Below are 26,248 nucleotides of genomic sequence, written 5' to 3'. Positions count from 1 at the left end.
CCCATCGCCAAACCATTGCTACACAATTGGTCGTTGCCGTCCAGACGGTCAAAGCCGCGACTTGCCGCTTTTTAGTGCAGGTCAGCCTTGCGCAAAGCCCGCACAAAATGCTCTCATTCGCGCGGGACGATTTGTGCTCGATCAGTTCGCGGGTGACGCTGCGTGATGAGCGAAATACCGGCCGTAGTCGCCACGCCCCTTGAACGCGTCCGGCGTGAAGCCCTCCGGTCTTATTTGACGCGATCTTGCCCGTAGGCGTTCTGCGGCGGCTGTCCACTCATCTTCGTCGCCGAGGCCCCAGCCCGCAACAATTGCCATGATTGAGGCGACGTACAGAAATTCCGGATCGGACGAGGCCTCGCCATCGAAGTGGGCAAAGATGGCGTGCCACAAATTGGCAGCCTCGGGAGCGTCCTCCATGTCGGTGACAGCGGGCGGATCGGCCCAGTGCATCCAGGAAAGAAACAGCAACCTAAGCGCGCCTTCACGGTCACGCTCCCCTTCCATCCAGCCGGCGCGGAGCTTTTTGTATTCTTCATCCATGTTCACACCCTCGTCCAGCAAAGAGCGAAGCCTGATATCACGGTCAAACCGAGCCCTTTTGGTACCGGATGCAAGCGTGCTCTTCGCTACGGGGCTTGCCTCCGGGCGGCTCATCCATATTGTGTTTCCACATAAGTTTCTGTGAGTTCGCCATGACCATCGAGATTCTGCAGACCGGGCCCCTGCTGGCCTCCTGCGAAAAAGCCCTTGCCGAGCGCTACACCGTCCACAAGCTGCACGAGATTGCCGACAAGGACGCCTGGCTCGCCGCCAATGGCGCCCGCATCCGCGCCCATGCCGGCTCAGGCGTCCAGAAGCTGCTGATGGAAAAGCTGCCCAATCTCGAAATCATCGCCAGCTTTGGCGTCGGCTACGACAATATCGACACGGCGACGGCCAAGGCCCGAAACATCCGCGTCACCAATACGCCCGATGTGCTCAACGATGCGGTCGCTGAGATCACTATCGGCTTGATGATTTCCCTCGCCCGCCGCATTCCGCAGGGCGACCAGTTCGTGCGTCAGGGCAAATGGCCGGGCAATAATTTCGGCCTCTTCTCCGAACTGACCGGCAAGACCGTCGGCATTCTCGGCCTCGGCCGCATCGGCAAGGAAATCGCCACCCGCGCCCAGGCGATGAAGATGCGCGTCGTCTATTACGGCCGCCATCAGCAACCGTCTGTGCCCTATATCTACTACAACAATCTCGAAGACATGGCCCGCGACAGCGACTGGCTCGTCATCATCGCCCCCGGCGGCAAGGGCACCGAGCGGATCGTCTCGAAAAAGGTCCTCGAAGCACTCGGCCCCCAGGGCATGCTGGTCAACGTCGCCCGCGGCACCCTGGTCGACGAACCCGCCATGGTCGAACTCCTGCAAAACGGCGGCCTCGGCGGCGCGGCTTTGGACGTGTTCGAGAAAGAACCGCAAGTCCCCGAAGCCCTTCTCGGCCTCGACAATGTGGTCCTTTCCCCCCACCAGGGCAGCGCCACCAACCAGACCCGCGACGCCATGGGCGCGCTTCTGGTAGCCAATCTCGAACGGCATTTTGCCGGCGAACCGCTGATCTCGGCGGTGGTCTGATCTTTCTTCACCTGTCCCCTTGGGGGAGAGGTGAAGAGCCCCCTACTCCAAATCCTCCTGCACCATCTCCCCCGCGGCATGGATGCAGACGATCTCCAGGCGATCGGGCCCCATATTGGTAAACTTGTGCGGCACGTTGGCCGGCGCGATGGCGATATCGCCCGCGCCGAGCTCAAACGTCTCCTCCCCAGCCACCACCAGCGCCCGCCCGCGCTTGACGATCCAGGTCTCGGGATAGGGATGGATATGCAGCCCCGGCCCCTGCCCCGGCTCGTTGTCGACCGAAAAGAAGGAAATCGGCGTGCCATAGCTGCCGCCTTCAAAGCGGATAGTCCGGCTAGGCGAAGCCGGCCGATCGGCAGCGCGCAAAACATAGGTCATGACAATCTCCTCGTGTTGCCATGGCGACGAACGGCGACCGGGAAGTTCGACAGGAGAAAGCGCCCCCGCACCCCTTTCCTCACTTCTCAGAGCGCCGTCACATAAATCCCGTGCCACACCCCGCACACCTCGACATTCTCCGCCAACCGCCAGCCCGCACGCTCGAACAGCTCCCGCGCCTCCGCCGTCAGCGCATGCAGCCGCGCAAACCCCAGCCGTCGCGCCTCGACTTTTGCCCGCTCCAGCAATGCCAATCCAACACCCTGTCGCCGCAATTTTGGCTCCACCAGCAGCCCGCCCAGCCAGGGCGACCGCTCCGTCAGCCCGCCCGAACTGACCGTCAGGGCACATGTCCCCGCCAGCGTCCCATCGACAAAGGCCACGATCCCCAGCGGCAGCCGGTTCCGCTCCAGCCGCTCGGTTAGGTCCGCCCGCGCCGAAGCGCCGCGCGGATTGTACCAATCGGCCCACTGGCTCTCGAAGAGATCGACGAGACCGCTCAGCACCTCGTCATGATCGATGAGCAGGCCAGTGATAACTATGCTCATAATCCCTCCAGGCATGTCCGCCTTGCACCAAACTGCATGAGACCCCGATTAACAGTTTCACCAGAACCCGATAGCCTCAGATTGATTTGGCCCCCAGGCCTCGCAAGGAGCAAGACGATGACCGAATGGTGGCGCGGCGGAGTGATCTATCAGGTCTATCCGCGTTCGTTTCAGGACAGCAATGGAGATGGCGTCGGCGACCTGCCCGGCATTCTGGACCGGCTCGACCATATTGCCAGCCTCGGCGTCGATTGCATCTGGCTTTCCCCCATCACCCAGTCGCCCCAGGCCGATATGGGTTATGACGTCTCGGACTATATGCAGGTCGATCCGCTATTTGGCTCGCTGCAGGATTTTGACCAGCTGATGGAACGGGCCCATGCGCTGGGCCTAAAAGTCATCATGGACCAGGTCGTCAGCCATACCTCCGACCAGCATCCCTGGTTCCGCGAATCCTGCTTCTCCCGCGACAATTCCAAGGCCGATTGGTACGTCTGGGCCGATGCCAAGCCCGATGGGTCCCCGCCGAACAACTGGCTGTCCGTCTTCGGCGGCTCGGCCTGGGAGTGGCACACCGCCCGCAAGCAATATTACCTCCACAATTTCCTCACCTCGCAGCCGGACCTCAATTTTCATAATCCAGCGGTGCAGGAAGCCGTGCTCGAGGTCATGCGCTTCTGGCTCGATCGTGGGCTCGACGGCTTCCGCCTCGACACGGTCAATTACTATTTCCACGACGCGCAGCTGCGCTCGAACCCGCCGCTAAAATCCCTCAAGGGCAAGCCGGCTGTGAACCCCTACGACATGCAGAGCCACAAGTTCTCCAAGAGCCAGCCGGAAAACGTGACCTGGCTCAAGCGCGTGCGCAAGATGATGGACGCCTATCCCGGCGCCACCACCGTTGGCGAAGTGGGCGACGACGAGCGCGGCCTCGAACTCATGAAGCAGTACACGTCCGGCAAGGACCTGCTGCACATGTGCTATTCCTTCGATTTCCTTGGCCCCAAATTCAGCGCCGAGCATTTCCGCTCAAAAGTCGCGCGCTTCTTCTCGGAAGATGAAACCGGCTGGCCCTGCTGGAGCTTTTCCAACCACGACGTCATCCGCCCCATGACCCGCTGGGCCAGCTTCAGCGCCTCGCCGGCCGATCTCTCGCGCCAGGCGGCAGCTTTGGTCATGACGATAAAGGGTTCGGTCGGCCTCTATCAGGGCGAAGAGCTGGGCCTGCCCGAAGCCGATATTCTCTTTGAAGAACTGACCGATCCGCGCGGCATGCGCTTCTGGCCCGAAGACAAGGGCCGCGACGGCTGCCGCACCCCCATGCCCTGGCAGGCCAATCTACCCTATGCCGGTTTCTCGACCACGACGCCCTGGCTGCCGGTAAAGCCCGCGCATCTCGCTCTCAGCGTCGATGCCCAAAATGCCGATCCGGAATCGTCGCTGAATTTCTTCCGCAAATTCATCGCCTGGCGCAAATCGCATCCGGCGCTGCTGACCGGCTCGATCGACTTCTTCAAGACCGACGAACCCGTCCTCGCCTTCCGCCGCTCGGCGGGAAACAAGGACCTCATCTGCGTCTTCAATCTTTCGGCCGAAGAACTGGTGGTCACGCTCAGCAAGACCGAAACCACACTCGAACCGGTCAGCCACAATGCCAATCTCGAAGGCAAGGCACTGACGCTGGGGCCCAACGGCTTTGCCATTGTCGAAGCCCCCGCAGGCGAGGGCAAGGTGCGCTACAGGGCAGGATAGCGCAGTAGCCCTCATGGTGAGGTGCGCAGCGAAGCGAAGCCTCGAACCACGGGGGCGTGGCACCGGACATCCGGGCACGTCCTCGCCCTTCGAGGCTCGCCTTTGGCGAGCACCTCAGGGTGAGGACTACGGAGGCCTAGCGCTTCTGCCCCTTCCACGCCAGCAACCGCAGCGCATTGGCAGTCACCAACAGCGTCGCCCCCGTGTCAGCGAGAATGGCCGGCCACAATCCGGTAACGCCCAAAATGGTCGTCACCAGAAACACCGCCTTCAGGCCCAGCGCGATGGTGATGTTCTGCCAGATGTTCGACATCGCCGCCCGCGAGATGCGGATCAGATTGGCGACGTCCATCACCCGTCCATGCAGCACCGCCGCATCGGCCGTCTCCAGCGCCACATCGGTACCACCACCCATGGCAATGCCGATATCGGCAGCGGCGAGGGCCGGCGCATCGTTGATGCCATCACCAACCTTGGCGACCACCTTCCCGTCGGCCTTCAGACCGGTGACGATGCGCTGTTTGTCCTCAGGCAGCAGTTCGGCATTCACCTTGATGCCGAGATCGGCGCCTATGGCCTTTGCGGTGCGGACATTGTCGCCCGTGAGCATGACGATATCAGCACCAAGCGCCTTTAGCGCAGCAAGGCCGGCTCGCGCGTCGTCGCGGGGTTCATCGCGCATGGCGATGGCACCAGCAACCTTGCCGCCGGCGATGAGAACCGAGACGGTCTTGCCCTCGTCATTGAGCCCACCAATCCGCGCGGTCAGCTCTTCGCCAAGCGGTGTCCGCGCCGCGGCGGCTTTGGGCGAGCCGAGGAAGAGCAGCGTGCCATCGAGCGTACCGATAATGCCCTTGCCGCCAAGGGCGCCGGCATTGCTGGAGGCGATGGGCTCGATGCCGGCTTCTTTCGCCCTGGCGAGGATGGCCTTGGCCAGCGGATGGCTGGAGCCAACCTCAAGCGCGGCTGCGAGACGCAGCACTTCGGCTTCGCTCCGGTCCACGGCAACGATGTCGGTCACCTGCGGACGCCCCTCGGTCAACGTGCCGGTCTTGTCGAGCGCGACCATGTTGATCTTGCCCAACTGCTCCAAAACCACGCCGCCCTTCATGAGCAGGCCTTGGCGAGCGCCAGCCGAAAGCGCCGCAGCGATGGCGGCCGGCGTTGAAATAACCAGCGCGCAGGGGCAGCCGATGAGGAGAATTGCGAGACCCTTGTAGATCCATTCATCCCAGGAAGCGCCGGTCACGAGTGGCGGCAGGATGGCGACGAGAGCGCCGACCAGCAGCACGCCCGGCGTGTAGTATTTTGAGAAACGGTCGATGAAGCGCTCGGTAGGAGCCTTTGACTCCTGCGCCTCTTCGACCAGCGAGACGATGCGGGCAATAGTATTGTCGGCCGCAGCGGCGGTGACGCGGACACGCAGGGCGCCATCCTGATTGACGGTACCAGCATAGACCTGGTCTTCCGGTCCCTTGTGCTTCGGCACGGACTCCCCGGTGACCGGTGCTTCGTCCACCGCGCCTTCGCCGGACAGCACCACGCCATCGGCCGGAATCCGGTCTCCGGGACGAACGAGCACAATGTCGCCGACGGCAAGGTCGGCCGCATCGACCTCACTGATCTTGCCCTCGATCTCACGCTGCGCCCGGCGCGGTACGAGATCGGCAAGCGCCTTGATACTGGCGCGGGCGCGGCCAGTGGCGATGCCTTCGAGCAGTTCGCCAATGAGGAAGAGCAACACCACGATGGCGGCCTCTTCCACCGCATTGATGAAGACGGCCCCGACGGCTGCCACTGTCATCAGCGTTTCGATGGAAAAAGGGCTGCCGTTCCGAGCGCCCTGCATGGCGCGGCGCCCGATGGGGATCAGACCCACCAGCATGGCGAGAATGAAGAGCTCATCGTGCCAGGCCGGGATGAAAGCTTCGAGCGCGAAGGCGGCAGCAACAGCGAGGCCGCAGAGAATGGTCAGCTGCGCCTTGGCCGTCTGCCACCAGGGGCCATCATGGTGACCATGATCATGCCCGTGCATGCCTTCAAGCGCATCGTCTTCTTTCGGCGCGCCGCTAGTCAAGGGCGCGATGCGATAGCCGAGATCTGTCACCTTCTGCTGCACCTGGGCGAGATCGGCGCCCTTGTGGCCAACGGTCATGGTGCCGGCGACCACAGAGACGGAGACCTCCTCGACGCCAGGCAGACGCCGCACGGCAGTGTCGATCTTGCTGGCACAGCCTGCACAGTCCATGCCTTCGACACGGAAGCGTGTGCTTGTCTCCTGGGCGTTCATCTTTCGGCTCCTTGATTTTTGTCGGGACCGGCGTACATCCTCTAGTGACTAGAGGAGCAAGCACAAAATGCAGCAGGGCATCACCATTGGCAATGTGTCGCAGGCGAGCGGGGTGAAAGTGCCCACCATTCGCTACTACGAACAGATCGGCCTCCTGCCCTCCCCGCCGCGCACCGAGGGCAATCGCCGCAGCTATGACGAAGGCGATCTCGAACGGCTGACCTTTATCCGCCACTCGCGCGAGCTCGGTTTCGAGATCGACGAAATCCGCACGCTGCTCTCATTGCAGGACCAGCCCAACGTCTCCTGCGAAGATGCCGACGCCATCGCGAGCAAACATCTTGCCGATGTGAAGCAGAAGATCGCGAGCCTGACGGCCTTGCAGCATGAACTGGAGCGGATGGTTGAAGGCTGCTCGCATGGGCGCGTCGAGACCTGCAAGGTCATCGACATTCTGGCCGATCACGGGAAATGCAGGTTCCACGGGGAGTAAGGCCGCCCCGCACCTCTTAGATATGGAGCGCAAGGGGCTTGCTTCAAGCCCGGTGCGCTGCACTATACCAGCACTCCCACCGAGCCAAGGGAGCTTGCGATGATCTACTACCACGGCACCCGCGCCGACCTCAAAACCGGCGATCTTCTCTCGCCCGGCTACAACTCCAATTTCGGGCAGGGCAAGCCTGCCTCCTGGATCTACTTTGCCGCCACACTCGACGCCGCCATCTGGGGCGCCGAGCTCGCCGCGGGCGAAGGCCGGCAGCGCATCTATATCGTCGAGCCAACGGGCGAGTTCGTCGACGATCCCAATCTCACCGACAAGAAATTTCCGGGCAATCCGACCAAATCCTATCGCAGCCAGCAGCCATTGCGGATTGCCGGCGAGGTCGAGGACTGGGTGGGCCACCCGCCCGAGCAGCTTCAGGCGATGAAGGATGGGGTGGAGCGCATGCGGAAGCTGGGCATCGAGGCGATAGACTAGGTCGCCGTCTCTCCCTAGCTGAAACACCACCACGTTCGATTGTCACCCCGGCGAAGGCCGGGATGACACCTGAGGATGTAGTTAGGGAAGCGCCCTACCCCGCCATCTCCTGGCTCTCTACTCGCGCGGCTTTCCCGGTCGAGTAGATAAACGCCACGACGAACACGATCGTCAGCAGCAGCACAATCGTCGGCGCCGGCGCACTGTCCATGAAGAAGGACAGATAGACCCCGAGCAGCGAGCCCACGAGCGCAATCACCGTCGCCAGCACCAGCATGGTCGAAAACCGCCTTGTGAGGAGGAAGGCAATGGCCCCGGGGGCGATCAGCATGGCAATGGAGAGGATGATCCCGACCGCCTGCAAGGCACCGACAATGGTCAGGGAGATCATCGCCAAAAGCCCATAGTGCAGCAGATTGACCCGCAGCCCCACCGCCCGCGCCTGTCCGGGATCGAACGCATGCAACAGGAAGTCTTTCCACTTGATCCCGATAATCCCGCCGATGACCACAGCGATCACCAGCGCTTGGATAATATCTCCCATGCCCACGCCGAGCATGTCGCCAAAAAGGATGTGGTCGAGATGCACGTCGGACTGGATCTTGACGTAAAGCACCAACCCCAGCCCGAACATGCCGGAAAACACCACGCCCATCACCGTGTCCTGCTTGATGCGGCTATTGTCCTTCAGGAACCCGGTGGCGATGGCAGAAAACATCCCGGCAATGAAGGCACCCACGGCGAGGGGAATGCCCACCATGTAGGCGATGACCACGCCGGGAAACACAGCATGGGAAATGGCGTCACCCATCAGCGACCAGCCTTTCAGCACCAGAAAGCATGAGAGCAGCGCCATCGGCACGGCCACCAAGGCCGAGATGATGAGCGCATTGTTCATGAACTCGAACTGGAAGGGGAGGATGAGGAAATCCCAGAGGTTCATTCCGTTGCCTCCAGGGCTTCAGCCGCGCGACGGCGGGCAGCCAGCAGGCCATGCTTGGGCGCAAAGAAGAAGGCGAGAAGGAAGAGCGCCGTCTGCAACACGACGATGATGCCGCCCGTCGCGCCATCGAGGAAATAGCTGACATAGGCGCCGACAAAGCTGGTGATCGAACCGATGGCAACCGCGATCGTCAGCAGTCGCGGAAAACGGTCCGTAAGGAGATAAGCCGTGGCGCCCGGGGTAACGACGAGGCAGATGACGAGGAAGGCGCCGACCGTCTGCATCGCGGCAACCGTCGAAGCCGAAAGCAGCACGAAGAACACGGCGCGCAGTACCGTCGGCTTCAACCCGATGGAGCGAGCATGGTTCTCGTCAAAGAAAGTGACCATCAGGTCCTTCCACTTGGCGAGCAGGATCGCCAGCGACACGAAGCCGATAATGGCAAGCTGCAGCGTGTCCTCGGGCGTGATGGCGAGAATGTTGCCCAACACAATGGTCTGGATATTCACCGAGACCGGCGACACGGACACCATGAACAGCCCTAGCCCGAAGAAGGCCGAAAAAATCAGCCCAATAATGGCGTCTTCCTTCAATTTGGTGCGCTGATTGAGAAACAGCATGGCCGCCGCGGCGAGACCGCCGGAGAAGAAGGCGCCGAGCGCAAAAGGCAGGCCCAGCATATAGGCGCCGGCCACGCCGGGAACGATGGAATGGCTCAGCGCGTCGCCGATCAGCGACCAGCCCTTGAGCATCAGATAGCAGGAGAGAAAGGCGCAGACCCCGCCGACCAGGGCCGAGACCCACATGGCATTGGTCATATAGCCATAGGAAAAGGGTTCGAGCAGCAGCTCCATTACTGCTGCTCCTCTTGTCTCTCGTCTGGCGGATGGCGTCGCGCCTTGCCCCCCTCGAACAGCAGCGGACGCTCATCATCGGTGAAGACGCCGACGCCGGAATGCTCGCCATTGGGCGCGTGATTGATCACAAAGTGCCTGAGCACGCCACCAAAGGCCTTTTCGAGATTGTCCTGCGTAAAGGTCTCTTCGGTCGGCCCATAGGCCAGCACCGTGCCCTTGATCAGAATGGTGCGGTCGCAGAATTCGGGGACGGAGCCGAGATTGTGGGTGGAAACCAGCATCACCCTGCCCTCGTCCCGCAACTCGCGGAGAAGCGCGATGATCTGGTCCTCGGTCTTCACATCGACGCCGGTAAACGGCTCATCGAGGAGAATAACCCGCCCATCCTGCGCCAAAGCGCGAGCTAGAAAGACGCGCTTCTTCTGCCCGCCCGAAAGCTCGCCGATCTGGCGCTTGCGGAATTCGCTCATATTGACGCGCTTGAGTGCCGCGTCGACCGCATCGTGGTCGGCTTTCTTCGGGATGCGCAGCATGCCCATATGCCCATAGCGGCCCATCATCACGACGTCTTCGACCAGAACCGGAAAATTCCAGTCGACCTCTTCGGACTGCGGCACATAGGCGACGAGGTTTTTCTTCAGCGCCTGCGCCACCGGCATGCCGAGCACGGAAATCTCGCCGCGAGCCAGGCGCACAAAACCCATAATGGCCTTGAACAGCGTCGACTTGCCCGAGCCATTGACCCCCACCAGCGCCGCAATGGTGCCGGTGGGAATGGCAAAGCTCGCATCGCGAATGGCGGTCAGGCCGTTGCGATAGGTGACCGTGGCGCCTGACACGGCGATGCCAGTGCCGGTCTCAACCTCGGCATGGCGAAGTGGGGCATTCATTCCGTAAGGCCTTTGGCGATGGTTTCGGAGGTGACGCGAAGCAGGTCGATATAAGTTGGCACCGGGCCATCGGCCTCCGTCAAGGAGTCCACATAGAGCACGCCGCCATATTTGGCGCCGGTCTCGCGCGCGACCTGTTCGGCCGGGGCGGGGGAAATGGTGCTTTCCGAGAAGATGACGCCAATCTGGTTTTCGCGCATGGCGTCGATCACTTTTCGCACTTGCTGCGGCGTGCCCTGCTGGTCGGCATTGATCGGCCAGAGGTAAAGCTCTTTCAGGCCGAAATCGCGGGCAAGATATGAAAAAGCGCCTTCCGAAGTGACGAGCCAGCGCTTGTCCTCGGGCACGGCGGCCAGCTCAGCCTGGATCGGTTCGATCATGGCCGAAATCTTGGCTTTATAGGCCTCGGCATTGGCCTTGTAGGTTTCCGCATTGGCCGGGTCGTGCTCGACAAAAGCGTCGCGGATGTTGTCGACATAGATCATGGCGATACTCGGCGACATCCAGGCATGGGGATTGGGCTTGCCCTGATACGGCCCCTCGGCAATCCCCATCGGGTCGATGCCGTCGGAAACCACGGCGCTGGGCACATCGCGCAGATTGGCAAAGAAGCGCTCGAACCAGAGTTCGAGGTTGAGCCCATTATAAAGAACGAGATCGGCGCCCTGGGCGCGCTGAATATCGCCCGGGGTCGGCTGGTAATTGTGTATCTCCGCGCCGGCCTTGGTAATGGATTCAACCACGGCAGCGTCACCCGCAACATTCTGCGCGATATCGGCGATGACGGTAAAACTGGTGACGGCCTTGAACTTGTCCTGGGCAGCGGCGGGAAGAGAGGGAAGCGCGATCGAAAGGCCCATAACCAGAAGCGTCGAAAGGGCCTGACGCCGTGTACCGAAAAGCATCGAGTAATCCTTGTTGCGAATGATTTGCATTTTCACTCAATGTAGCGGCACGCGAAAAAGTTGCAAGTAGGAATGGTTTGCAAAAAGCATGGTTGCGAACGCACCGGCGGGCGCGGTTAAGAAAGTGTGTTTGATGGGGACAAAGCACCTCCCCGGCCTATCCCCCTATATCTCCACGACGAATCCCTTTGCGGGCCGGAGAACGTCCCCAGCATTTTCCACAAGAGGCAAATTTGAACGATTTCTGACAACGAGGGCGTGCGGAAAGCCGGGCGAATCTGACAGGCTTAAAAAACGCTAAATTCCGGCATTTTTTGATCACAATTGGTCTGTCAAGCATTGATGACAGACCTGACACAAACCATATACCTTGCAGTAAGGATTGGTGCCGCATACTACATATAGCGTTCAGGGCTTGTTCGATTCGAAAGAATGGGATGGAGCCCAAGGCCGGTCGAAACCGTTATATCTGGCGACAGACCGGCGCGCGTTTGCAGTAGTTTTAAAGCGTTGAACCCCGTTTTTAGAACCATCCCTCGTGAGGATCCGATGACTATCACCGTCTATTCCAAGCCTGCCTGCGTCCAGTGCACCGCAACCACGCGTGCGCTCGACCGAAAGGGCATTGATTATACGGTGGTCGATATTTCCGAAGACGCCGACGCCTATGCGCGCGTCGAGGAAATGGGCTACCGCCAGGTGCCGGTCGTGGTCGCCGGTGATCAGCACTGGGCTGGTTTCCGCCCCGACATGATCGGCAGCCTCGCCTGAGCGAAGACGTCGCGCGGTTCCCCCGCGCGACCAACGAGGATGCGGACATGGGCCGACTAGTCTATTATTCCAGCACCTCGGAAAACACCCACCGTTTCGTCAAGAAACTGGGGCTTTCAAGCGTAAGGCTGCCGGTTGATGCCGGCAGCGAGCCGCCGCAAGTGGATGAACCCTTTGTTCTCGTGGTTCCCACCTATGGCGGCGGTGGCGGCAAGGGTGCCGTACCCAAGCCTGTCATCCACTTTTTGAACAATCCGGCCAATCGCAATCTCATCCGCGGTGTGATTGCGGCCGGAAACACCAATTTTGGCGCAGCTTATGGCGAGGCGGGCACGATCGTCAGCCAGAAATGCGCCGTGCCTCTCCTCTACCGCTTCGAGCTTCTCGGCACGGAAGAGGACGTAGAAAACGTCAAACAAGGACTCGAACGGTTTTGGACACGCTCACACTAGACCGCACGGAAGATCGCCCCGCCTCCAAGGGTCAGGTCCAGGACCAGAGCCTGGACTATCACGCGCTTAACGCGATGCTGAACCTCTATGACGAGGCCGGCAAGATTCAGTTCGACAAGGACAAGCAGGCTGCACACCAGTACTTCCTGCAGCATGTCAACCAGAACACGGTCTTCTTCCATAACCTGCGGGAGAAGCTCGAATATCTCAGCGTTGAAGGATACTATGAGCGCACGGTGCTCGATCAGTATTCGTTCAATTTCATCCGCGATCTCTACGATCACGCCTATGACAAGAAGTTCCGCTTCCCGACCTTTTTGGGCGCGTTCAAATATTACACCAGCTACACGCTAAAAACCTTCGACGGTAAGCGCTATCTCGAGCGCTACGAAGATCGCGTCTGCATGGTGGCGATGACGCTCGCCCGCGGCAATGAACAGCTCGCCCGCGACCTCGTCGACGAAATCATGGCCGGCCGCTTCCAGCCTGCGACCCCGACCTTCCTCAATGCCGGCAAGGCCCAGCGCGGCGAGCTCGTCTCGTGCTTCCTCTTGCGCATCGAAGACAATATGGAGTCGATCGGCCGCTCGATTAACTCCGCCCTGCAGCTGTCCAAGCGCGGCGGCGGCGTGGCCCTGAGCCTCACCAATCTTCGCGAAATGGGCGCGCCCATCAAGCATATCGAGAACCAGTCCTCTGGCGTCATCCCGGTGATGAAGCTTCTGGAAGACTCCTTCTCCTATGCCAACCAGCTCGGCGCACGTCAGGGCGCGGGTGCGGTCTATCTCAACGCCCACCACCCCGACATCATGCGCTTCCTCGATACCAAGCGCGAAAATGCCGACGAAAAGGTCCGCATCAAGACCCTCTCGCTTGGCGTCGTGATCCCCGATATCACCTTCGAATTGGCCAAGAACAACGAGGACATGTACCTGTTCTCGCCCTATGATGTGCAGAACGTCTATGGCGTGCCGTTCAGCGAAATCTCGGTCACCGAAAAGTACCGCGAAATGGTCGAAGACGGCCGCATTCGCAAGAAGAAGATCAAGGCCCGCGAATTCTTCCAGGTGATCGCCGAGATTCAGTTTGAATCCGGCTATCCCTACATCATGTTCGAAGACACGGTGAACAAGGCCAACCCGATCGACGGCCGCATCACCATGTCCAACCTCTGCTCGGAAATCCTGCAGGTCAGCGAAGCCAGCGAGTTCAGCGAAGACCTGAACTACACCAAGATGGGCAAGGATATTTCCTGCAATCTCGGTTCGCTCAACATCGCTGCTGCCATGGACTCGACCGACTTCGGCAAGACCATCGAGACGTCCATCCGCGCCCTGACCGCCGTGTCGGACATGAGCAATATCTCGTCCGTTCCCTCGATCGCCAAGGGCAATGACGACAGCCACGCCATCGGCCTCGGCGCGATGAACCTGCACGGTTATCTCGCCCGCGAACGCATCTTCTACGGCTCGGAAGAAGGCGTCGATTTCACCAATATGTACTTCTACACGGTGACCTATCACGCCATCCGTGCATCGAACCTGATCGCCACCGAGCGCGGCCAGACTTTCAAGGGCTTTGAAAAGTCGAAATACGCCAATGGCGAATATTTCGATAAGTACATCCAGCAGGAATGGAAGCCGGCGACCGAAAAGGTCCAGGGCCTCTTCGACACGGCCGGCATCCACATCCCGACCCGCGAAGACTGGCTGGAACTCAAGGACCTGGTCATGGTCCATGGCATGTACAACCAGAACCTGCAGGCCGTGCCGCCGACCGGCTCGATCTCCTACATCAACCACTCGACCTCCTCGATCCACCCGATCGTGTCCAAGATCGAGATCCGCAAGGAAGGCAAGATCGGCCGCGTCTATTATCCGGCCGCCTTCATGACCAATGACAACCTGGACTACTACCAGGATGCCTATGAGATCGGTCCCGAAAAGATTATCGACACCTATGCGGCGGCCACCCAGCACGTTGACCAGGGCCTGTCGCTGACCCTGTTCTTCCGTGATACCGCGACCACCCGCGATATCAACAAGGCGCAGATCTACGCCTGGAAGAAGGGCATCAAGACCATCTATTACATTCGTCTTCGCCAGATGGCGCTGGAAGGCACGGAGGTACAAGGCTGTGTCTCCTGCGCACTCTGACAAGAAAGCTGCCAAGCCAATGAATATGCAATTCCGGCCGCTCAACCGCGTGCGCGCCATCAACTGGAACCGCATCCAGGACGACAAGGACCTCGAGGTCTGGAACCGCCTGACCTCCAATTTCTGGCTGCCCGAAAAGGTGCCGCTCAGCAATGACATCCCGTCCTGGGCGACCCTGAACGCGGTCGAGCAGAAGCTGACCATTCGCGTTTTCACGGGCCTCACCCTGCTTGACACCATCCAGAATGGTGTCGGCTCCGTCCGCCTCATGGCCGATGCGGCAACGCCCCACGAAGAAGCGGTTCTTTCGAACATCTCCTTCATGGAAGCGGTGCACGCCCGCTCCTATTCGTCGATCTTTTCGACCCTGTGCTCGACGCCCGACGTCGACGACGCCTATCGCTGGAGCGAGGAAAACACCTTCCTCCAGCAGAAGGCGACGCTGATCATGCAGCAGTATGACAGCGGGGATTCCCTCAAGAAGAAGATCGCCTCGGTCTTTCTTGAAAGCTTCCTGTTCTATTCCGGCTTCTACCTGCCCATGTACTGGTCGAGCCGTGCCAAGCTGACCAACACCGCCGATCTCATCCGCCTCATCATCAAGGACGAGGCCGTGCACGGCTACTATATCGGCTACAAATTCCAGCGCGAAATCGAACGCCTGCCGGAAGCGCGCAAACAGGAAATCAAGGACTTTGCCTTCGATTTCCTGCTCGAACTCTACGATAACGAGTCGCGCTACACCGAAGACCTCTATGACGGCGTGGGCCTTGCCGAAGACGTCAAGAAGTTCCTCCACTACAACGCCAACAAGGCGCTGATGAACCTCGGCTACGAAGCCCTCTTCCCGCCCGAAGCCTGCAAGGTCAACGCGGCCATTCTTTCCGCCTTGTCTCCCAACGCCGACGAAAACCACGACTTCTTCTCTGGCTCAGGCTCGAGCTATGTCATCGGCAAGGCCATCGCCACCGAAGACGAAGACTGGAATTTCTGAGGTTTTGCTAGACTTGCGCCACTAGGCGCTCCAAACGCAGGTCACGCGGGCCGGAGATTTCCAGCACGCGTGGCCCATCGGCAAATAGGCCAAGCTCGTCCTTGCGAATGATGGACTTGAGCCGCGCATCAACCTTCTTGCGCAGCGCCGGATATTCGATCGTTACAGCAATATCGTCCGGCTGCATCAGCGGCACGAAGACCAGCAAGTCGAGCCGCGCCAGGGCCTTTTCGATGCGCGTAAGCAGCTTGCCGGTGGGAAACCATTCAAAACCTTCGGCTTCGCTGACCACCTCAAGATAGGCGAGGAAGTCGATCGGGCTGCGATCGAAGACGATCAACGGCTCCTCAGCCTCCGACAGGATCAGCGCGCAGCTTCTCTCCAACTGAACTTCGAGATCGGCGCTGGTTGGGCCGTCGGCGAATGGCACTCCCTCCTCGGCCATGAGCCAATAGGGCTCCGGCACCAGCAGGGCGTCACGCCGCGCCGCCACAAAATCTTCCACCAGCGTGGTCTTCCCCACGCCATGCGTTCCTGTCACTGCAATCCGCATGCCTTGCCCTCCACGGGCACAGGTAAGGGCGACGCCCTTTGCGGACAAGCAGGAAAACGGGCTGCCTATAGACACAGAAAGGGACGCCCGTTGAGCGTCCCTTTTCTTTAGGCGTTGGGTAATGAGCCCCCAGGCCGAAGCCCGGGGCACTCACCACACGGGGACCGCGGAGGACGGCGCCCAAAGGTTTGCGATCAATCGCCAGTGGTGGGGGACAGCGACTCGGTCACGCAGAGCGTCTTGTCGGTGAACGAGCAGTGATCGGGGGTGGCGGCGAAGGACGGGGCGGCAACGCCGGCAACCATGACAGTGGCGAGGATCAGGGCAAAAATCTTCTTCATTTGGTGTCTCCGTGTGTTGTGTTGACGAGAGACAAGCTAGGCCCCTGCACCTTTCCTCAAGATGGCCCCAAGGTGAAAGGAACGCGCGCCAGCATGAACTCTCGGGCAAGGAAGCTGACCTGAAGGTTGCGCATGCTCCCGATAGGTCCCGCACCGCCACGGCGCCCGGAGCAAGCCATCCCAATTTTCCGCCTCACATCGCAAAATTCATATAAAGACATCTTTATATCCTTATTGACTTATGTCATCCGCTGCGCCATCCTCATCCTGTCCATGGTCCCCGCGAGGGGATAACAGGGAATCCGGTGTGGCCCTGGTCTAGTCCGGAGCTGCCCCCGCAACTGTTGGCGGAGACGGGTGTTCAAAAGTCCACTGGCCCCAAGGGGTTGGGAAGGCGGACACCCGGTTCGATCCGCGAGCCAGGAGACCTACCATGGACGTGAATATTCCGCTTTCAGCCGATCGGGTGGATCGGTCAGAGGACATGTCGATGAGTTTTTCGCACCACTTCCGAATGCGACGCTGACCGCGAGGTCAGCTCCCCCAAACCAACCGATCCGTCCGCACTGACTTAAGCCGGACGCAATCCCTCATCCCAGCGCCTGAACCGCGCCGTGCATGCACGCGCCGGCTCGCGCCCCTGTCGCATTGGACCAAACCATGACCCGTTCAGCCAATCTCGGTTTCCCCCGCGTCGGCCTCCACCGTGAACTCAAGAAGGCTCAGGAAAGCTATTGGAAGGGCGATATCGACGCCGCCGCTCTCCACGCCGTCGCCAAAGACCTGCGCGCCCGTCACTGGAAGCTGCAGCAGGACGCCGGCATCGAAGTCATCCCCTCGAACGATTTCGCCTATTACGACCACGTCCTCGACACGTCGATCCTCGTCGGCGCCATTCCGCCGCGCTTTGTCGATATTACCGACCCTGACCAGCTCTATTTCGGCATGGCCCGCGGTACCGCCGCAGCTCCGGCCATGGAGATGACCAAGTGGTTCGACACCAATTACCACTTCATCGTGCCCGAGCTGCATGAAGGCCAGACCTTTGCGCTCAATGCCGCAAAGCCGCTCGCGCACTATAATGAAGCCAAGGCCCTCGGCATCGACACCCGTCCGGTTATCGTCGGCCCCGTCACCTTCCTCAGCCTTGCCAAGGCCAAGGACGAAGGCCTCGACACGCTCGACCTGATCGACCAGCTGATCCCGGTCTATGCCGATCTCCTCCGTCAGCTCGCCGCTGCCGGCGCCCAGTGGGTGCAGATCGACGAGCCCGTCCTCGTCCTCGACCTCTCCGACAAGCAGAAATCTGCCTTCAAGAAGGCTTATGCCGCGCTCGGCAAGGCCGGCCCCAAACTGCTGCTCACCACCTATTTCGGCGCCCTGCTCGACAATACCGAACTCGCCGCCACCCTGCCGGTTGCCGGTCTCCATATCGACCTCGTCCGCGCCCCCGAACAGCTCGATGCCGTGCTCGCCGCCCTTCCCGGCGACAAGGTTCTCTCGGTCGGCGTCGTTGATGGCCGCAATATCTGGCGCACCAATCTCGACACGGCCTTCGGCTTTGTCGCCCGCGCCTGGGACAAGCTTGGTCCGGATCGTCTCGAAATCGCCCCCTCCTGCTCGCTGCTCCACAGCCCGGTCGATCTCGATGGCGAAACCAATCTCGATGCCGAACTAAAATCCTGGCTGGCCTTCGCCAAACAGAAGCTGAACGAAATCGCCGCCCTGACTCTCGCCCAGAAGCAGGGCCGTGGCGCAGCCAAGCTCGCCTTCGACGCGTCGGCCGCTGCCGCTGCCGCCCACAAGGCCTCGCCGCGCATCCACAAGGCAGCGGTAAAGGCCCGCTCGGCTGAAGCGATCAAGCTCGACCGCATCTCGGGCTTCCTCGCCCGTCGCGACAAGCAGCGCGCCCGCTTCAACCTGCCTTCCTACCCCACCACCACCATCGGCTCCTTCCCCCAGACCAAGGAAGTCCGCGAGGCCCGCGCCGCCTTTAAGAAGGGCCTGCTCGACGCCACCGGCTATGACGCCTTCCTCGAAAAGGAAACGGAAAACACCATCCGTATCCAGGAAGAGATCGGCCTCGACGTGCTCGTGCATGGCGAATTCGAACGCAATGACATGGTCGAGTATTTTGGCGAACAGCTCGACGGTTTTGCCTTCACCAAGAACGGCTGGGTCCAGTCTTATGGCTCGCGCTGCGTCAAACCGCCTGTCATCTTCGGCGACGTGTCGCGTCCTTCGGCCATGACCGTGCGCTGGTCGGCTTTTGCCGCCTCGCTCACCGACAGGCCGATGAAGGGCATGCTCACCGGCCCGGTGACAATCCTGCAGTGGAGTTTTGTGCGCGTCGACCAGCCGCGTTCGGAAACCTGCCGCCAGATCGGCCTAGCCATCCGCGATGAAGTGGTTGACCTCGAAAAGGCCGGGATCGGCATCATCCAGATCGATGAGCCGGCTTTGCGCGAAGGCCTGCCGCTGCGCCAGCGCGATTGGGACGCCTACCTGCGCTGGGCCGTCGACTGCTTCCGCCTCTCCGCTTCAGGCGTCGAGGACGACACGCAGATCCACACCCATATGTGCTATGCCGAATTCAACGACATCATGCCCGCCATCGCCGAGATGGATGCCGACGTGATCTCCATCGAAACCTCGCGCTCGGCCATGGAACTGCTCGAAGCCTTCCGCGATTTCAAATACCCCAACGAAATCGGGCCGGGCGTCTGGGACATCCATTCCCCCCGCGTGCCGGATCAGGCCGATATGGAGGTCCTGATGCACAAGGCCGCCGAAGGCATTCCGGCCGACCAACTCTGGGTTAATCCGGACTGCGGCCTGAAAACCCGCGGCTGGCCGGAAGTGAAAGCTTCGCTGGTCAACCTCGTCAACGCCGCCAAGGCCCTGCGGGCCTAAAGCGACAAGCCAAACTACAGAGGCGGCCTCCGGGCCGCCTCTTTTGTTTCAACCAGCTTCTCGCCCAGTAGCCCTCATGCTGAGGTGCTTTGCACGGCAAAGCCTCGAAGCACGAGGGCGTGCCCCGATCTCCCGCCTGTCGTCGTTGCCGGGCTTGTCCCGGCAATCCATCACGCTTCCGCTGGGGACCACCGGGACAAGCCCGCTGGTGACAACCAAAAGTAATCTTACGATCATGGGCAAGCCACCATCTCCACTTTTCTGTCGACACATTGATGCCATTTGGGGCAAAGTCTCCCGCAGATAGATAAAAATACAAAAATCTGTTGACAGAAACTGCCGGGAGAGCTCTGCATGGCCGAATTCAAGCCCAAGAAATCCGTGGCCCTGTCGGGCGTCGTCGCCGGCAATACGGCGCTTTGTACCGTCGGTCGCAGCGGCAATGACCTGCACTATCGCGGCTACGATATCCTGGACCTGGCGCGCAATTGCGAATTTGAGGAAGTCGCCCATCTCCTCGTCCATGGCACGCTGCCCACTCGCCCCGAACTTGCCGCCTACAAGACCAAGCTGAAATCGCTCCGCGGTCTCCCCGCCGCCGTCCGCCAGTCGCTCGAACTTTTACCCGCCGCCACCCATCCCATGGATGTGCTGCGCTCAGGCGTTTCCGCCCTCGGCTGCATCCTCCCCGAAAGCCACGACCACAACCATTCCGGCGCCCGCGACATTGCCGATCGGCTGATCGCCAGCCAGGGCTCCATGCTGCTCTACTGGTATCATTTCTCCCAGAACGGCCGCCGCATCGAGGTCGAAACCGAAGATGACTCCGTCGGCGGCCATTTTCTGCATCTGCTGCACGGCAAGGCTCCAAGCCCGAGCCATGTAAAGGCCATGCATGTCTCGCTGATCCTTTACGCCGAGCACGAATTCAACGCTTCCACCTTCACCGCCCGCGTCATCGCCGGAACAGGCTCGGACATTTACTCCGCCCTTGCCGGCGCAATCGGCGCCCTACGCGGCCCAAAGCATGGCGGCGCCAATGAAGTCGCCTTCGATATCCAGAAGCGCTATGCCAATCCCGACGAAGCCGAGGCCGACATTCGCCAGCGCGTCGAGAACAAGGAAGTCATCATCGGCTTCGGCCACCCCGTCTACACGGTGTCAGATCCGCGCAACGAGGTCATCAAGACCGTCTCGGAAGAGCTATCCAGAGAAGCCGGCTCGACCAAGATGTACGATATCGCCGGGCGCATCGAATCCACGATGATGGATGCGAAAAAGATGTTCCCCAATCTCGATTGGTTCAGCGCCGTCTCCTATCACGTCATGGGCGTGCCCACCGCCATGTTTACCCCGCTCTTCGTCATCGCGCGTACTTCGGGCTGGTCGGCCCATGTCATCGAGCAGCGCCAGGACAACAAGATCATCCGCCCTTCGGCCAACTATACCGGCCCCGACGATCTCAGCTTCGTGCCGATCGATCAGCGCTAAACCCAAGGATTTCTCGTCATGCCCTATCTTCTCTCCTCGGACCTGCCGAACGAACCCGCTGGCCTGCGCTTCCGGTCGCTGATCGAGCGCGGCGGCATTTTGCGCCTGCCCGGCGCCCACAATGGCATGGCCTCGCTACAGGCCAAGGCCGCAGGCTTTGAAGCACTCTACCTATCGGGCGCTGCCATGACCGCCTCCATGGGCCTGCCGGACCTGGGCATCATCACCGTCGATGAAGTCTCCTTCTTCATCAAGCAGGTGGCCCGCGCCTCGGGCCTGCCGGTGCTGGTCGATGGCGATACCGGCTATGGCGAAGCGCTCAACGTCATGCACATGGTCCGCGCCTTCGAAGAGGCCGGCGCCGGCGCCGTGCATCTCGAAGACCAGTTGCTGCCCAAGAAGTGCGGGCACCTGAACGACAAGAAACTCGCCACCGCCCACGACATGGCCGCCAAGGTCAACGCGGCCGCAAAAGCCCGCCGCCACCTCTACATCATCGCCCGCACCGACGCTGCCGCCAGCGAAGGCATCGACGGCGCCGTGGCCCGCGCCAAAATGTATATGGAAGCCGGCGCCGACGCGATCTTCCCCGAGGCGCTGAACACGGCCGAAATGTTCCGCGAATTCGCCCGCCGCATGCCCGGCGTGCCGCTCCTCGCCAACATGACCGAATTCGGCAAGACGCCCTTCTTCACCGCTTCCGAGTTTGAAGACATGGGCTACCGCATGGTCATCTGGCCGGTCTCGTCTCTCCGCGTCGCCAACAAGGCGCAGGAAAAGCTCTACGCCACTATCGCCGCCGATGGCTCGACCAAGGCCATGGTCCCCGAAATGCAGACCCGCGCCGAACTCTACGCCACGATTGGCCTCGCCGATTACGAGGCACTGGATGCCTCCATCGTGGCGACAATCGTGCCGGAGCCCATTTGACATCCCCTCCCACCGTGTCATCCCCGCGAAAGCGGGGATCTTCGCTTCTGGAACAGGATTCCCGCTTTCGCGGGAATGACGCCGTGGTCAGAAAAACTGGAAATCCCGCTTCGCTTTTGCTAATGACCCGCTCATGAGCGAAGAATTCGAACGTCCCGTCCTGACGCCCCCCACCGGCGAGAAGAAAGTGCTGCTCCATTCCTGCTGCGCCCCCTGTTCGGGCGAGGTGATGGAGGCAATGCTGGCCTCGGGCGTCGAATATACGATTTTCTTCTACAATCCCAACATTCACCCCAAGCGCGAATACCTGCTGCGCAAGGACGAGAATGTCCGCTTTGCCGAGAAGAACAACGTACCGTTCATCGACGCCGATTACGACCGCGACAACTGGTTCGCGCGCGCCAAAGGCATGGAGCACGAGCCCGAGCGCGGCATCCGCTGCACCATGTGCTTCGACATGCGTTTCGAGCGCACCGCGCTTTACGCCCACGAGCACGGTTTTCCGGTGATGACGAGTTCGCTCGGCATTTCGCGCTGGAAAAACATGGCCCAGATCAACGAGAGCGGCAAACGCGCCGTCGCGCCCTATGAAGGCCTCTCCTACTGGGACTACAACTGGCGCAAGGGTGGCGGCTCCGCCCGCATGATCGAAATTTCCAAGCGCGAAGAATTCTATCAGCAGGAATATTGCGGCTGCGTCTATTCGCTGCGCGATACCAACGAGCACCGCGTCTCGACCGGCCGCGAACGCATCGTCCTGGGCGAAAAATACTACGGCAAGGAGACGACCTCCGAGTAATCGGTTGCCATTCCCCAGGTGCCTAGCCGAAGGGCCGCCGCGCCTTTTCGAACGCGACCGCCCCGGTAAGCGCCTTGTCGAGCGCCCCGCGCCAGCCCCTGAGTTTGCGCTTGCGCAGGGCCGGCGCCATCCGCGGCAAAAACTCCTGATGGAAGTCGCGCCGCGCCCCAAAACTATCCGCCTCGGGCCAAAGCCCGGTCTTCCACGCCGTTAGCCACGCCGCCCCCAGCGCCGTCACTTCGGGCACGCGCGTGCAATCGACCGGCAGGTCCAAAATATCGGCCAGGAACTGCATGGTCCAATCCGAGGCCACCATGCCGCCATCGACGCGCAGCACCATGGCCTGCTCCAGTTTGAGATCGCGCCGCATGGCCTCGAACATGTCGCGCGATTGGTACCCCACCGCCTCCAGTGCCGCCCGCACCAGCTCCGCCCTGCGGCTATTGCGCGTCAGGCCGACGAGCGTCCCACGCGCCTCATTGTCCCACCACGGCGCCCCCAGCCCTGAAAAGGCCGGCACGAGATAGACGTCCTCATCGGGGTCGGAAACAGCCGCCAGCGCATCGGCCTCCGGCCAATCCCGAATGATCTCCAGGTCATCGCGCAGCCATTGCAGCGCCCCGCCAATGGTGAAGATGACCCCCTCAAGCGCATAGGTGGTCTTACCGCCCAGGCGATAAGCCACCGTCGTCAGCAGCCGATGCCGGGATTTGACGCAGATACTACCCGTATTGAGCAGGGCAAAGCAGCTCGTCCCATAGGTCGATTTCGCCATGCCCGGTGCAAAACACCCCTGCCCGATCAGGGCCGCCTGCTGGTCCCCCACAACCCCATGAATGGGCACAGCGGCTCCGAGCACGCTCGGCTCCGTCTGGCCGAAATCATCGGCACTGTCCAAGACGCGCGGCAGCATCGACGCCGGCACGTCGAAAAGCTCGATGAGATCCTCATGCCAGTCGCCGGACTTGAGATCATAAAACAGCGTCCGGCTGGCATTGGTGGCATCGGTCGCATGCACCCTGCCCCCGGTCAGCCGCCAGATCAGCCAGCTGTCCACGGTACCAAAGGCCAGTTCGCCCCGCCGCGCCCGCTGCCGCGCGCCTTTCACATGGTCGAGGATCCACTTGACCTTGGGCGCCGAAAAATAGGGCGCCAGCATCAGCCCCGACCGGCGCCGCACCAGCTTGTCCGCTTCCGGCCGTTTCTCGCGCAGGCGCTGGCAGGTTTCAGCCGCCCGTATGTCCCGCCAGACGATCGCATTGTGGATGGCCTTGCCGGTCTTGCGGTCCCAGACCACGGTGGTCTCGCGCTGGTTGGTAATGCTGATCCCGGCAAGATCGGCCGCCGTGATCCCGGCCTTGCGCAAGGCCGTCTTGCAGGCCCAGAGACAGGTGGCCCAGATTTCCTCGGGCACATGCTCCACCCAGCCGGGCGCGGGCTGGTGCTGGGTGAAATCCATTCGCCCCATGCCCACGATATTCTGCGCGGCATCGAAAATCACGGCACGACTAGACGTCGTGCCCTGGTCGATGACCAGAATATAGGCTCCCATGCCGCCGTCCGCCCCTATACTTGCCCATTTCAAGTAGAGCGCCAAAAAACCACTTTGGGCAACAGCTTGATCTCGTGCTCAACGCCAGGAACTGCTAGATTTGATCGTCCCTGCGAAAGCACACGTTCATGGTGAAGTCCGAGCGTCGTCTGGTCCCCATAGTCTCGGTCGACGTCGTCGGCTTCTCCCGGCTCGTCCAGCACGATGAACCCAAGACCGTCCGGCTGGTCCGCCAAACCTATGGCTACTTCACCAAGGACATCGGCGATCGCGGCGGCACCATCTTCAAAACCATGGGCGACGGCTTCCTCGCCGAGTTCAGCAGCGCCCTGACGGCACTCGATTGGGTCGCCGACGCGCAGCGCGATCTCCACCAGCGCCAGATCAAGGTTCCGGGCGGCGAAGTGCTGCAGGTGCGCGCCGGCATCGTCATGGCCGATGTCCTGGTCCATGGCGACGATCTCTTCGGCAATGGCGTCAATCTCGCCGTCCGGGTGCAGGGCATTTCCCCGCCCGGCGGCATGGCCGTGACCAAGTGGATGCACGCCTATCTCGGCGGCCAGACCGATCTGATCTTCACCGATATCGGCCCCACCATCCTCAAGAATATCCCCCGCACCGTGCATCTCTATGTCTGGCACCCGAGCGGGGCGACAAAAGCCCTGCCCAAGAAAGACGAGGCGCCCATCGTCGCCCCGTCGAGCCGGCCATCGGTAGTCGTCCTGCCCTTCGACAATCTGTCGGGTGAAGCCGACCAGACCTATTTTGCCGATGCCGTGGTGGAAGAAATCACCGCCACCCTGGCGCGCATCCGCGACTTCTTCGTCATCGCCCGCAATTCCGCCTTTTCCTACAAGGGCCGCGCGCTGGACGTGCGTCAGGTCGGGCGGGAACTGGGCGTGCGCTATGTCGTCGAAGGCAGCGTGCGCCGCGTCGGCGACAAGGTGCGCATCACAGCCCAATTGGTCGAAACCGAAAGCGGCAATCATATCTGGTCCGACAAGGTCAATGGCTCGGTCGAAGATCTCTTCGACCTCCAGGACAACATGGCCGCGCTCGTCGCCAGCGCCATCCAGCCCTCCATCCGCCAGGCCGAAATCGAGCGAGCCCTCTCCAAGCGCCCCGATACGCTGGCCGCCTATGACCTCGTCATGCGCGCCATGCCCCAGCTCTGGGCCCACCAGCCCGCGGCCAATCGCGAGGCCATTGTCCTCCTGCAACAAGCCCTAGCGCTCGAGCCCAATTACGGCCTTGCCGCCGCGCTGGTCGGTTGGGCCCACGGCCAGCAGATCGCCTATAACTGGACCGACGACATTCCCGGCGAGCGCCGCGAGGCACAAAAGGCCATCGAACGCGCCTCGGAAACCGCCATCGGCAATCCCACAGCCATGACCGCCCTGGCCTCGGCCATCATGCAGACCGGCGGCGATGTCGCCCGCGCCAAGGACCTTGCCGAACGCGCCCTGGTGCTGGACCCCAACCACGCCTGGGCCTGGCTGCGAAAGGGCTATGGCCTCGTCTATCTCGGCCGGCCCGACGACGCGATAAAGGCCTTCCAGGCCTCGCTCCGCCTCAGCCCCATGGACCCCTTTGCCTTCAACATGCTGTTCGGAACGGCGCTGGCCCATTTCGCCGCAGACCGCCCACAGGAGGCCGTCGAGTTCGCGAGCCGAGCCATCGCCGAACGCCCGGGCCTCAGCTGGCCGTTCCGCGATCTCGCCAGCTACTATGCCGCCCTCGGCGACATGACCGCCGCCACCGCCGCCCTCGACAAATTCCGCGCCGGCCGCCCCGGCATCGATCTCGCAACCATCCGCGACAGCCTGCGCTTCATGCATCCGGACCTTTTGGACAAATACATCGGCGGCCTGGCCAAGGCCGGACTGCAGGAGAGGACGGAGGCGGTTTCGCCCTAGCCTCAGAACGTCATCCTCGGGCTCGACCCGAGGAGACTTCACTTGGCCACCGCGCAACAAGTGTAGAGCCCTCGGGTCAAGCCCGAGGGTGACGATCTCGGTCTGAGCGAGCAAGGGGGCCCAGGCACTAAACCCACCCCCCTTCGTCATTGCCGGGCCTGTCCCGGCAATCCATCTCGCCTCCGCTGGGGACCACCGGGACAAGCCCGG

General features: G+C 61.4%; 24 protein-coding genes and 1 riboswitch. Of the genes, 13 read left to right on the top strand and 11 right to left on the bottom strand.

Annotated elements, in window-relative coordinates; genetic code table 11:
- Positions 1-141: 141 nt before the first annotated feature.
- Entirely contained in the window at positions 142-543 is a 402-nt protein-coding gene (locus tag ACSQ2A_RS09390) for a hypothetical protein (protein ID WP_436071989.1), read from the bottom strand.
- 152 nt (positions 544-695) lie between these two features.
- Here ACSQ2A_RS09390 and ACSQ2A_RS09385 point away from each other — a divergent pair, with 152 nt between their 5' ends.
- Positions 696-1,625, top strand: a complete 930-nt coding sequence (locus ACSQ2A_RS09385; RefSeq protein ID WP_436071988.1) for a 2-hydroxyacid dehydrogenase — start codon at positions 696-698, stop codon at positions 1,623-1,625.
- Between the two features lie 42 nt (positions 1,626-1,667).
- Here the strand turns inward: ACSQ2A_RS09385 and ACSQ2A_RS09380 are convergent, their stop codons facing one another.
- Positions 1,668-2,006 (bottom strand): cupin domain-containing protein, encoded by a 339-nt coding sequence (locus ACSQ2A_RS09380; protein WP_436071987.1) that lies wholly within the window; start codon positions 2,004-2,006, stop codon positions 1,668-1,670.
- Positions 2,007-2,092: 86 nt separating this feature from the next.
- Positions 2,093-2,554: a GNAT family N-acetyltransferase gene (locus tag ACSQ2A_RS09375; protein ID WP_436071986.1), complete on the bottom strand. Its 462-nt coding sequence runs from the start codon at positions 2,552-2,554 to the stop codon at positions 2,093-2,095.
- A 117-nt stretch (positions 2,555-2,671) separates the two neighbouring features.
- Here ACSQ2A_RS09375 and ACSQ2A_RS09370 point away from each other — a divergent pair, with 117 nt between their 5' ends.
- Positions 2,672-4,306 (top strand): alpha-glucosidase family protein, encoded by a 1,635-nt coding sequence (locus ACSQ2A_RS09370; RefSeq protein ID WP_436071985.1) that lies wholly within the window; start codon positions 2,672-2,674, stop codon positions 4,304-4,306.
- A 136-nt stretch (positions 4,307-4,442) separates the two neighbouring features.
- On the opposite strand, the gene ACSQ2A_RS09365 is transcribed toward ACSQ2A_RS09370, so the two are convergent.
- Positions 4,443-6,596 (bottom strand): heavy metal translocating P-type ATPase, encoded by a 2,154-nt coding sequence (locus ACSQ2A_RS09365; RefSeq protein ID WP_436071984.1) that lies wholly within the window; start codon positions 6,594-6,596, stop codon positions 4,443-4,445.
- A 67-nt stretch (positions 6,597-6,663) separates the two neighbouring features.
- Here ACSQ2A_RS09365 and ACSQ2A_RS09360 point away from each other — a divergent pair, with 67 nt between their 5' ends.
- Positions 6,664-7,089, top strand: a complete 426-nt coding sequence (locus ACSQ2A_RS09360; RefSeq protein ID WP_436071983.1) for a MerR family transcriptional regulator — start codon at positions 6,664-6,666, stop codon at positions 7,087-7,089.
- 99 nt (positions 7,090-7,188) lie between these two features.
- Complete coding sequence (gene arr / locus ACSQ2A_RS09355; RefSeq protein WP_436071982.1) at positions 7,189-7,575, top strand: NAD(+)--rifampin ADP-ribosyltransferase; 387 nt, start codon at positions 7,189-7,191, stop codon at positions 7,573-7,575.
- Positions 7,576-7,669: 94 nt separating this feature from the next.
- Here the strand turns inward: arr and ACSQ2A_RS09350 are convergent, their stop codons facing one another.
- Genes ACSQ2A_RS09350 through ACSQ2A_RS09335 form a run of 4 tightly spaced genes read right to left on the bottom strand, consistent with a single transcriptional unit; the run spans position 7,670 to position 11,170 of the window.
- Positions 7,670-8,518, bottom strand: a complete 849-nt coding sequence (locus ACSQ2A_RS09350; protein ID WP_436071981.1) for a metal ABC transporter permease — start codon at positions 8,516-8,518, stop codon at positions 7,670-7,672.
- Positions 8,515-9,372: an iron/manganese ABC transporter permease subunit SitC gene (sitC, locus tag ACSQ2A_RS09345; protein WP_436071980.1), complete on the bottom strand. Its 858-nt coding sequence runs from the start codon at positions 9,370-9,372 to the stop codon at positions 8,515-8,517. Before sitC ends, ACSQ2A_RS09350 begins: the two co-directional genes overlap by 4 nt.
- On the bottom strand, positions 9,372-10,265 hold the full coding sequence (locus tag ACSQ2A_RS09340; RefSeq protein WP_436071979.1) for a manganese/iron ABC transporter ATP-binding protein: 894 nt from the start codon (positions 10,263-10,265) through the stop codon (positions 9,372-9,374). Before ACSQ2A_RS09340 ends, sitC begins: the two co-directional genes overlap by 1 nt.
- Positions 10,262-11,170: a metal ABC transporter substrate-binding protein gene (locus ACSQ2A_RS09335; protein WP_295416215.1), complete on the bottom strand. Its 909-nt coding sequence runs from the start codon at positions 11,168-11,170 to the stop codon at positions 10,262-10,264. Before ACSQ2A_RS09335 ends, ACSQ2A_RS09340 begins: the two co-directional genes overlap by 4 nt.
- 549 nt (positions 11,171-11,719) lie before the next feature.
- On the opposite strand from ACSQ2A_RS09335, the gene nrdH reads away from it, so the two are divergent.
- The 4 genes from nrdH to nrdF are packed head-to-tail and all read left to right on the top strand — an operon-like array spanning position 11,720 to position 15,543.
- On the top strand, positions 11,720-11,941 hold the full coding sequence (gene nrdH, locus ACSQ2A_RS09330) for a glutaredoxin-like protein NrdH (protein WP_035078144.1): 222 nt from the start codon (positions 11,720-11,722) through the stop codon (positions 11,939-11,941).
- A gap of 47 nt (positions 11,942-11,988) precedes the next feature.
- A complete protein-coding gene (gene nrdI, locus ACSQ2A_RS09325) occupies positions 11,989-12,393 on the top strand; it encodes a class Ib ribonucleoside-diphosphate reductase assembly flavoprotein NrdI (protein WP_436071978.1) in 405 nt (134 codons plus the stop codon).
- Positions 12,375-14,549, top strand: a complete 2,175-nt coding sequence (gene nrdE / locus ACSQ2A_RS09320) for a class 1b ribonucleoside-diphosphate reductase subunit alpha (protein ID WP_436071977.1) — start codon at positions 12,375-12,377, stop codon at positions 14,547-14,549. The genes nrdI and nrdE overlap by 19 nt, the downstream gene beginning before the upstream one ends.
- Before the next feature lie 19 nt (positions 14,550-14,568).
- Positions 14,569-15,543, top strand: coding sequence for a class 1b ribonucleoside-diphosphate reductase subunit beta (gene nrdF / locus ACSQ2A_RS09315; RefSeq protein WP_436071976.1), 975 nt, complete (start codon positions 14,569-14,571; stop codon positions 15,541-15,543).
- A 7-nt stretch (positions 15,544-15,550) separates the two neighbouring features.
- On the opposite strand, the gene ACSQ2A_RS09310 is transcribed toward nrdF, so the two are convergent.
- Positions 15,551-16,096 carry an AAA family ATPase gene (locus ACSQ2A_RS09310; RefSeq protein ID WP_436071975.1) on the bottom strand — a complete coding sequence of 182 codons (546 nt, stop codon included), beginning with the start codon at positions 16,094-16,096 and terminating at the stop codon, positions 15,551-15,553.
- 194 nt (positions 16,097-16,290) lie between these two features.
- Positions 16,291-16,437 (bottom strand): hypothetical protein, encoded by a 147-nt coding sequence (locus ACSQ2A_RS09305; protein ID WP_295415423.1) that lies wholly within the window; start codon positions 16,435-16,437, stop codon positions 16,291-16,293.
- A gap of 257 nt (positions 16,438-16,694) precedes the next feature.
- Positions 16,695-16,887: riboswitch (cobalamin riboswitch) on the top strand.
- A 210-nt stretch (positions 16,888-17,097) separates the two neighbouring features.
- Between ACSQ2A_RS09305 and metE the strand changes: the two genes are divergently transcribed.
- The 4 genes from metE to ACSQ2A_RS09285 all read left to right on the top strand — a co-directional run bounded on the left by metE (position 17,098) and on the right by ACSQ2A_RS09285 (position 22,570).
- Positions 17,098-19,350: a 5-methyltetrahydropteroyltriglutamate--homocysteine S-methyltransferase gene (gene metE / locus ACSQ2A_RS09300; protein WP_436071974.1), complete on the top strand. Its 2,253-nt coding sequence runs from the start codon at positions 17,098-17,100 to the stop codon at positions 19,348-19,350.
- A gap of 354 nt (positions 19,351-19,704) precedes the next feature.
- Positions 19,705-20,841 (top strand): bifunctional 2-methylcitrate synthase/citrate synthase, encoded by a 1,137-nt coding sequence (prpC, locus tag ACSQ2A_RS09295; protein ID WP_436071973.1) that lies wholly within the window; start codon positions 19,705-19,707, stop codon positions 20,839-20,841.
- An 18-nt stretch (positions 20,842-20,859) separates the two neighbouring features.
- Positions 20,860-21,771, top strand: coding sequence for a methylisocitrate lyase (gene prpB / locus ACSQ2A_RS09290; RefSeq protein ID WP_436071972.1), 912 nt, complete (start codon positions 20,860-20,862; stop codon positions 21,769-21,771).
- A gap of 133 nt (positions 21,772-21,904) precedes the next feature.
- Positions 21,905-22,570: an epoxyqueuosine reductase QueH gene (locus ACSQ2A_RS09285; protein WP_436071971.1), complete on the top strand. Its 666-nt coding sequence runs from the start codon at positions 21,905-21,907 to the stop codon at positions 22,568-22,570.
- Positions 22,571-22,592: 22 nt separating this feature from the next.
- Here ACSQ2A_RS09285 and glpK read toward each other — a convergent pair whose 3' ends face one another.
- Entirely contained in the window at positions 22,593-24,122 is a 1,530-nt protein-coding gene (glpK, locus tag ACSQ2A_RS09280) for a glycerol kinase GlpK (protein WP_436071970.1), read from the bottom strand.
- Positions 24,123-24,250: 128 nt separating this feature from the next.
- Here glpK and ACSQ2A_RS09275 point away from each other — a divergent pair, with 128 nt between their 5' ends.
- Positions 24,251-26,038 carry an adenylate/guanylate cyclase domain-containing protein gene (locus tag ACSQ2A_RS09275; protein WP_436071969.1) on the top strand — a complete coding sequence of 596 codons (1,788 nt, stop codon included), beginning with the start codon at positions 24,251-24,253 and terminating at the stop codon, positions 26,036-26,038.
- The last annotated feature ends 210 nt before the right edge of the window (positions 26,039-26,248 follow it).

The organism is Devosia sp. LjRoot3 (assembly GCF_964252865.1).
GTDB lineage: Bacteria > Pseudomonadota > Alphaproteobacteria > Rhizobiales > Devosiaceae > Devosia.
The sequence above is the reverse complement of the archived record's forward strand: the minus strand, read 5'-3'. Positions and strand labels throughout refer to the sequence as shown.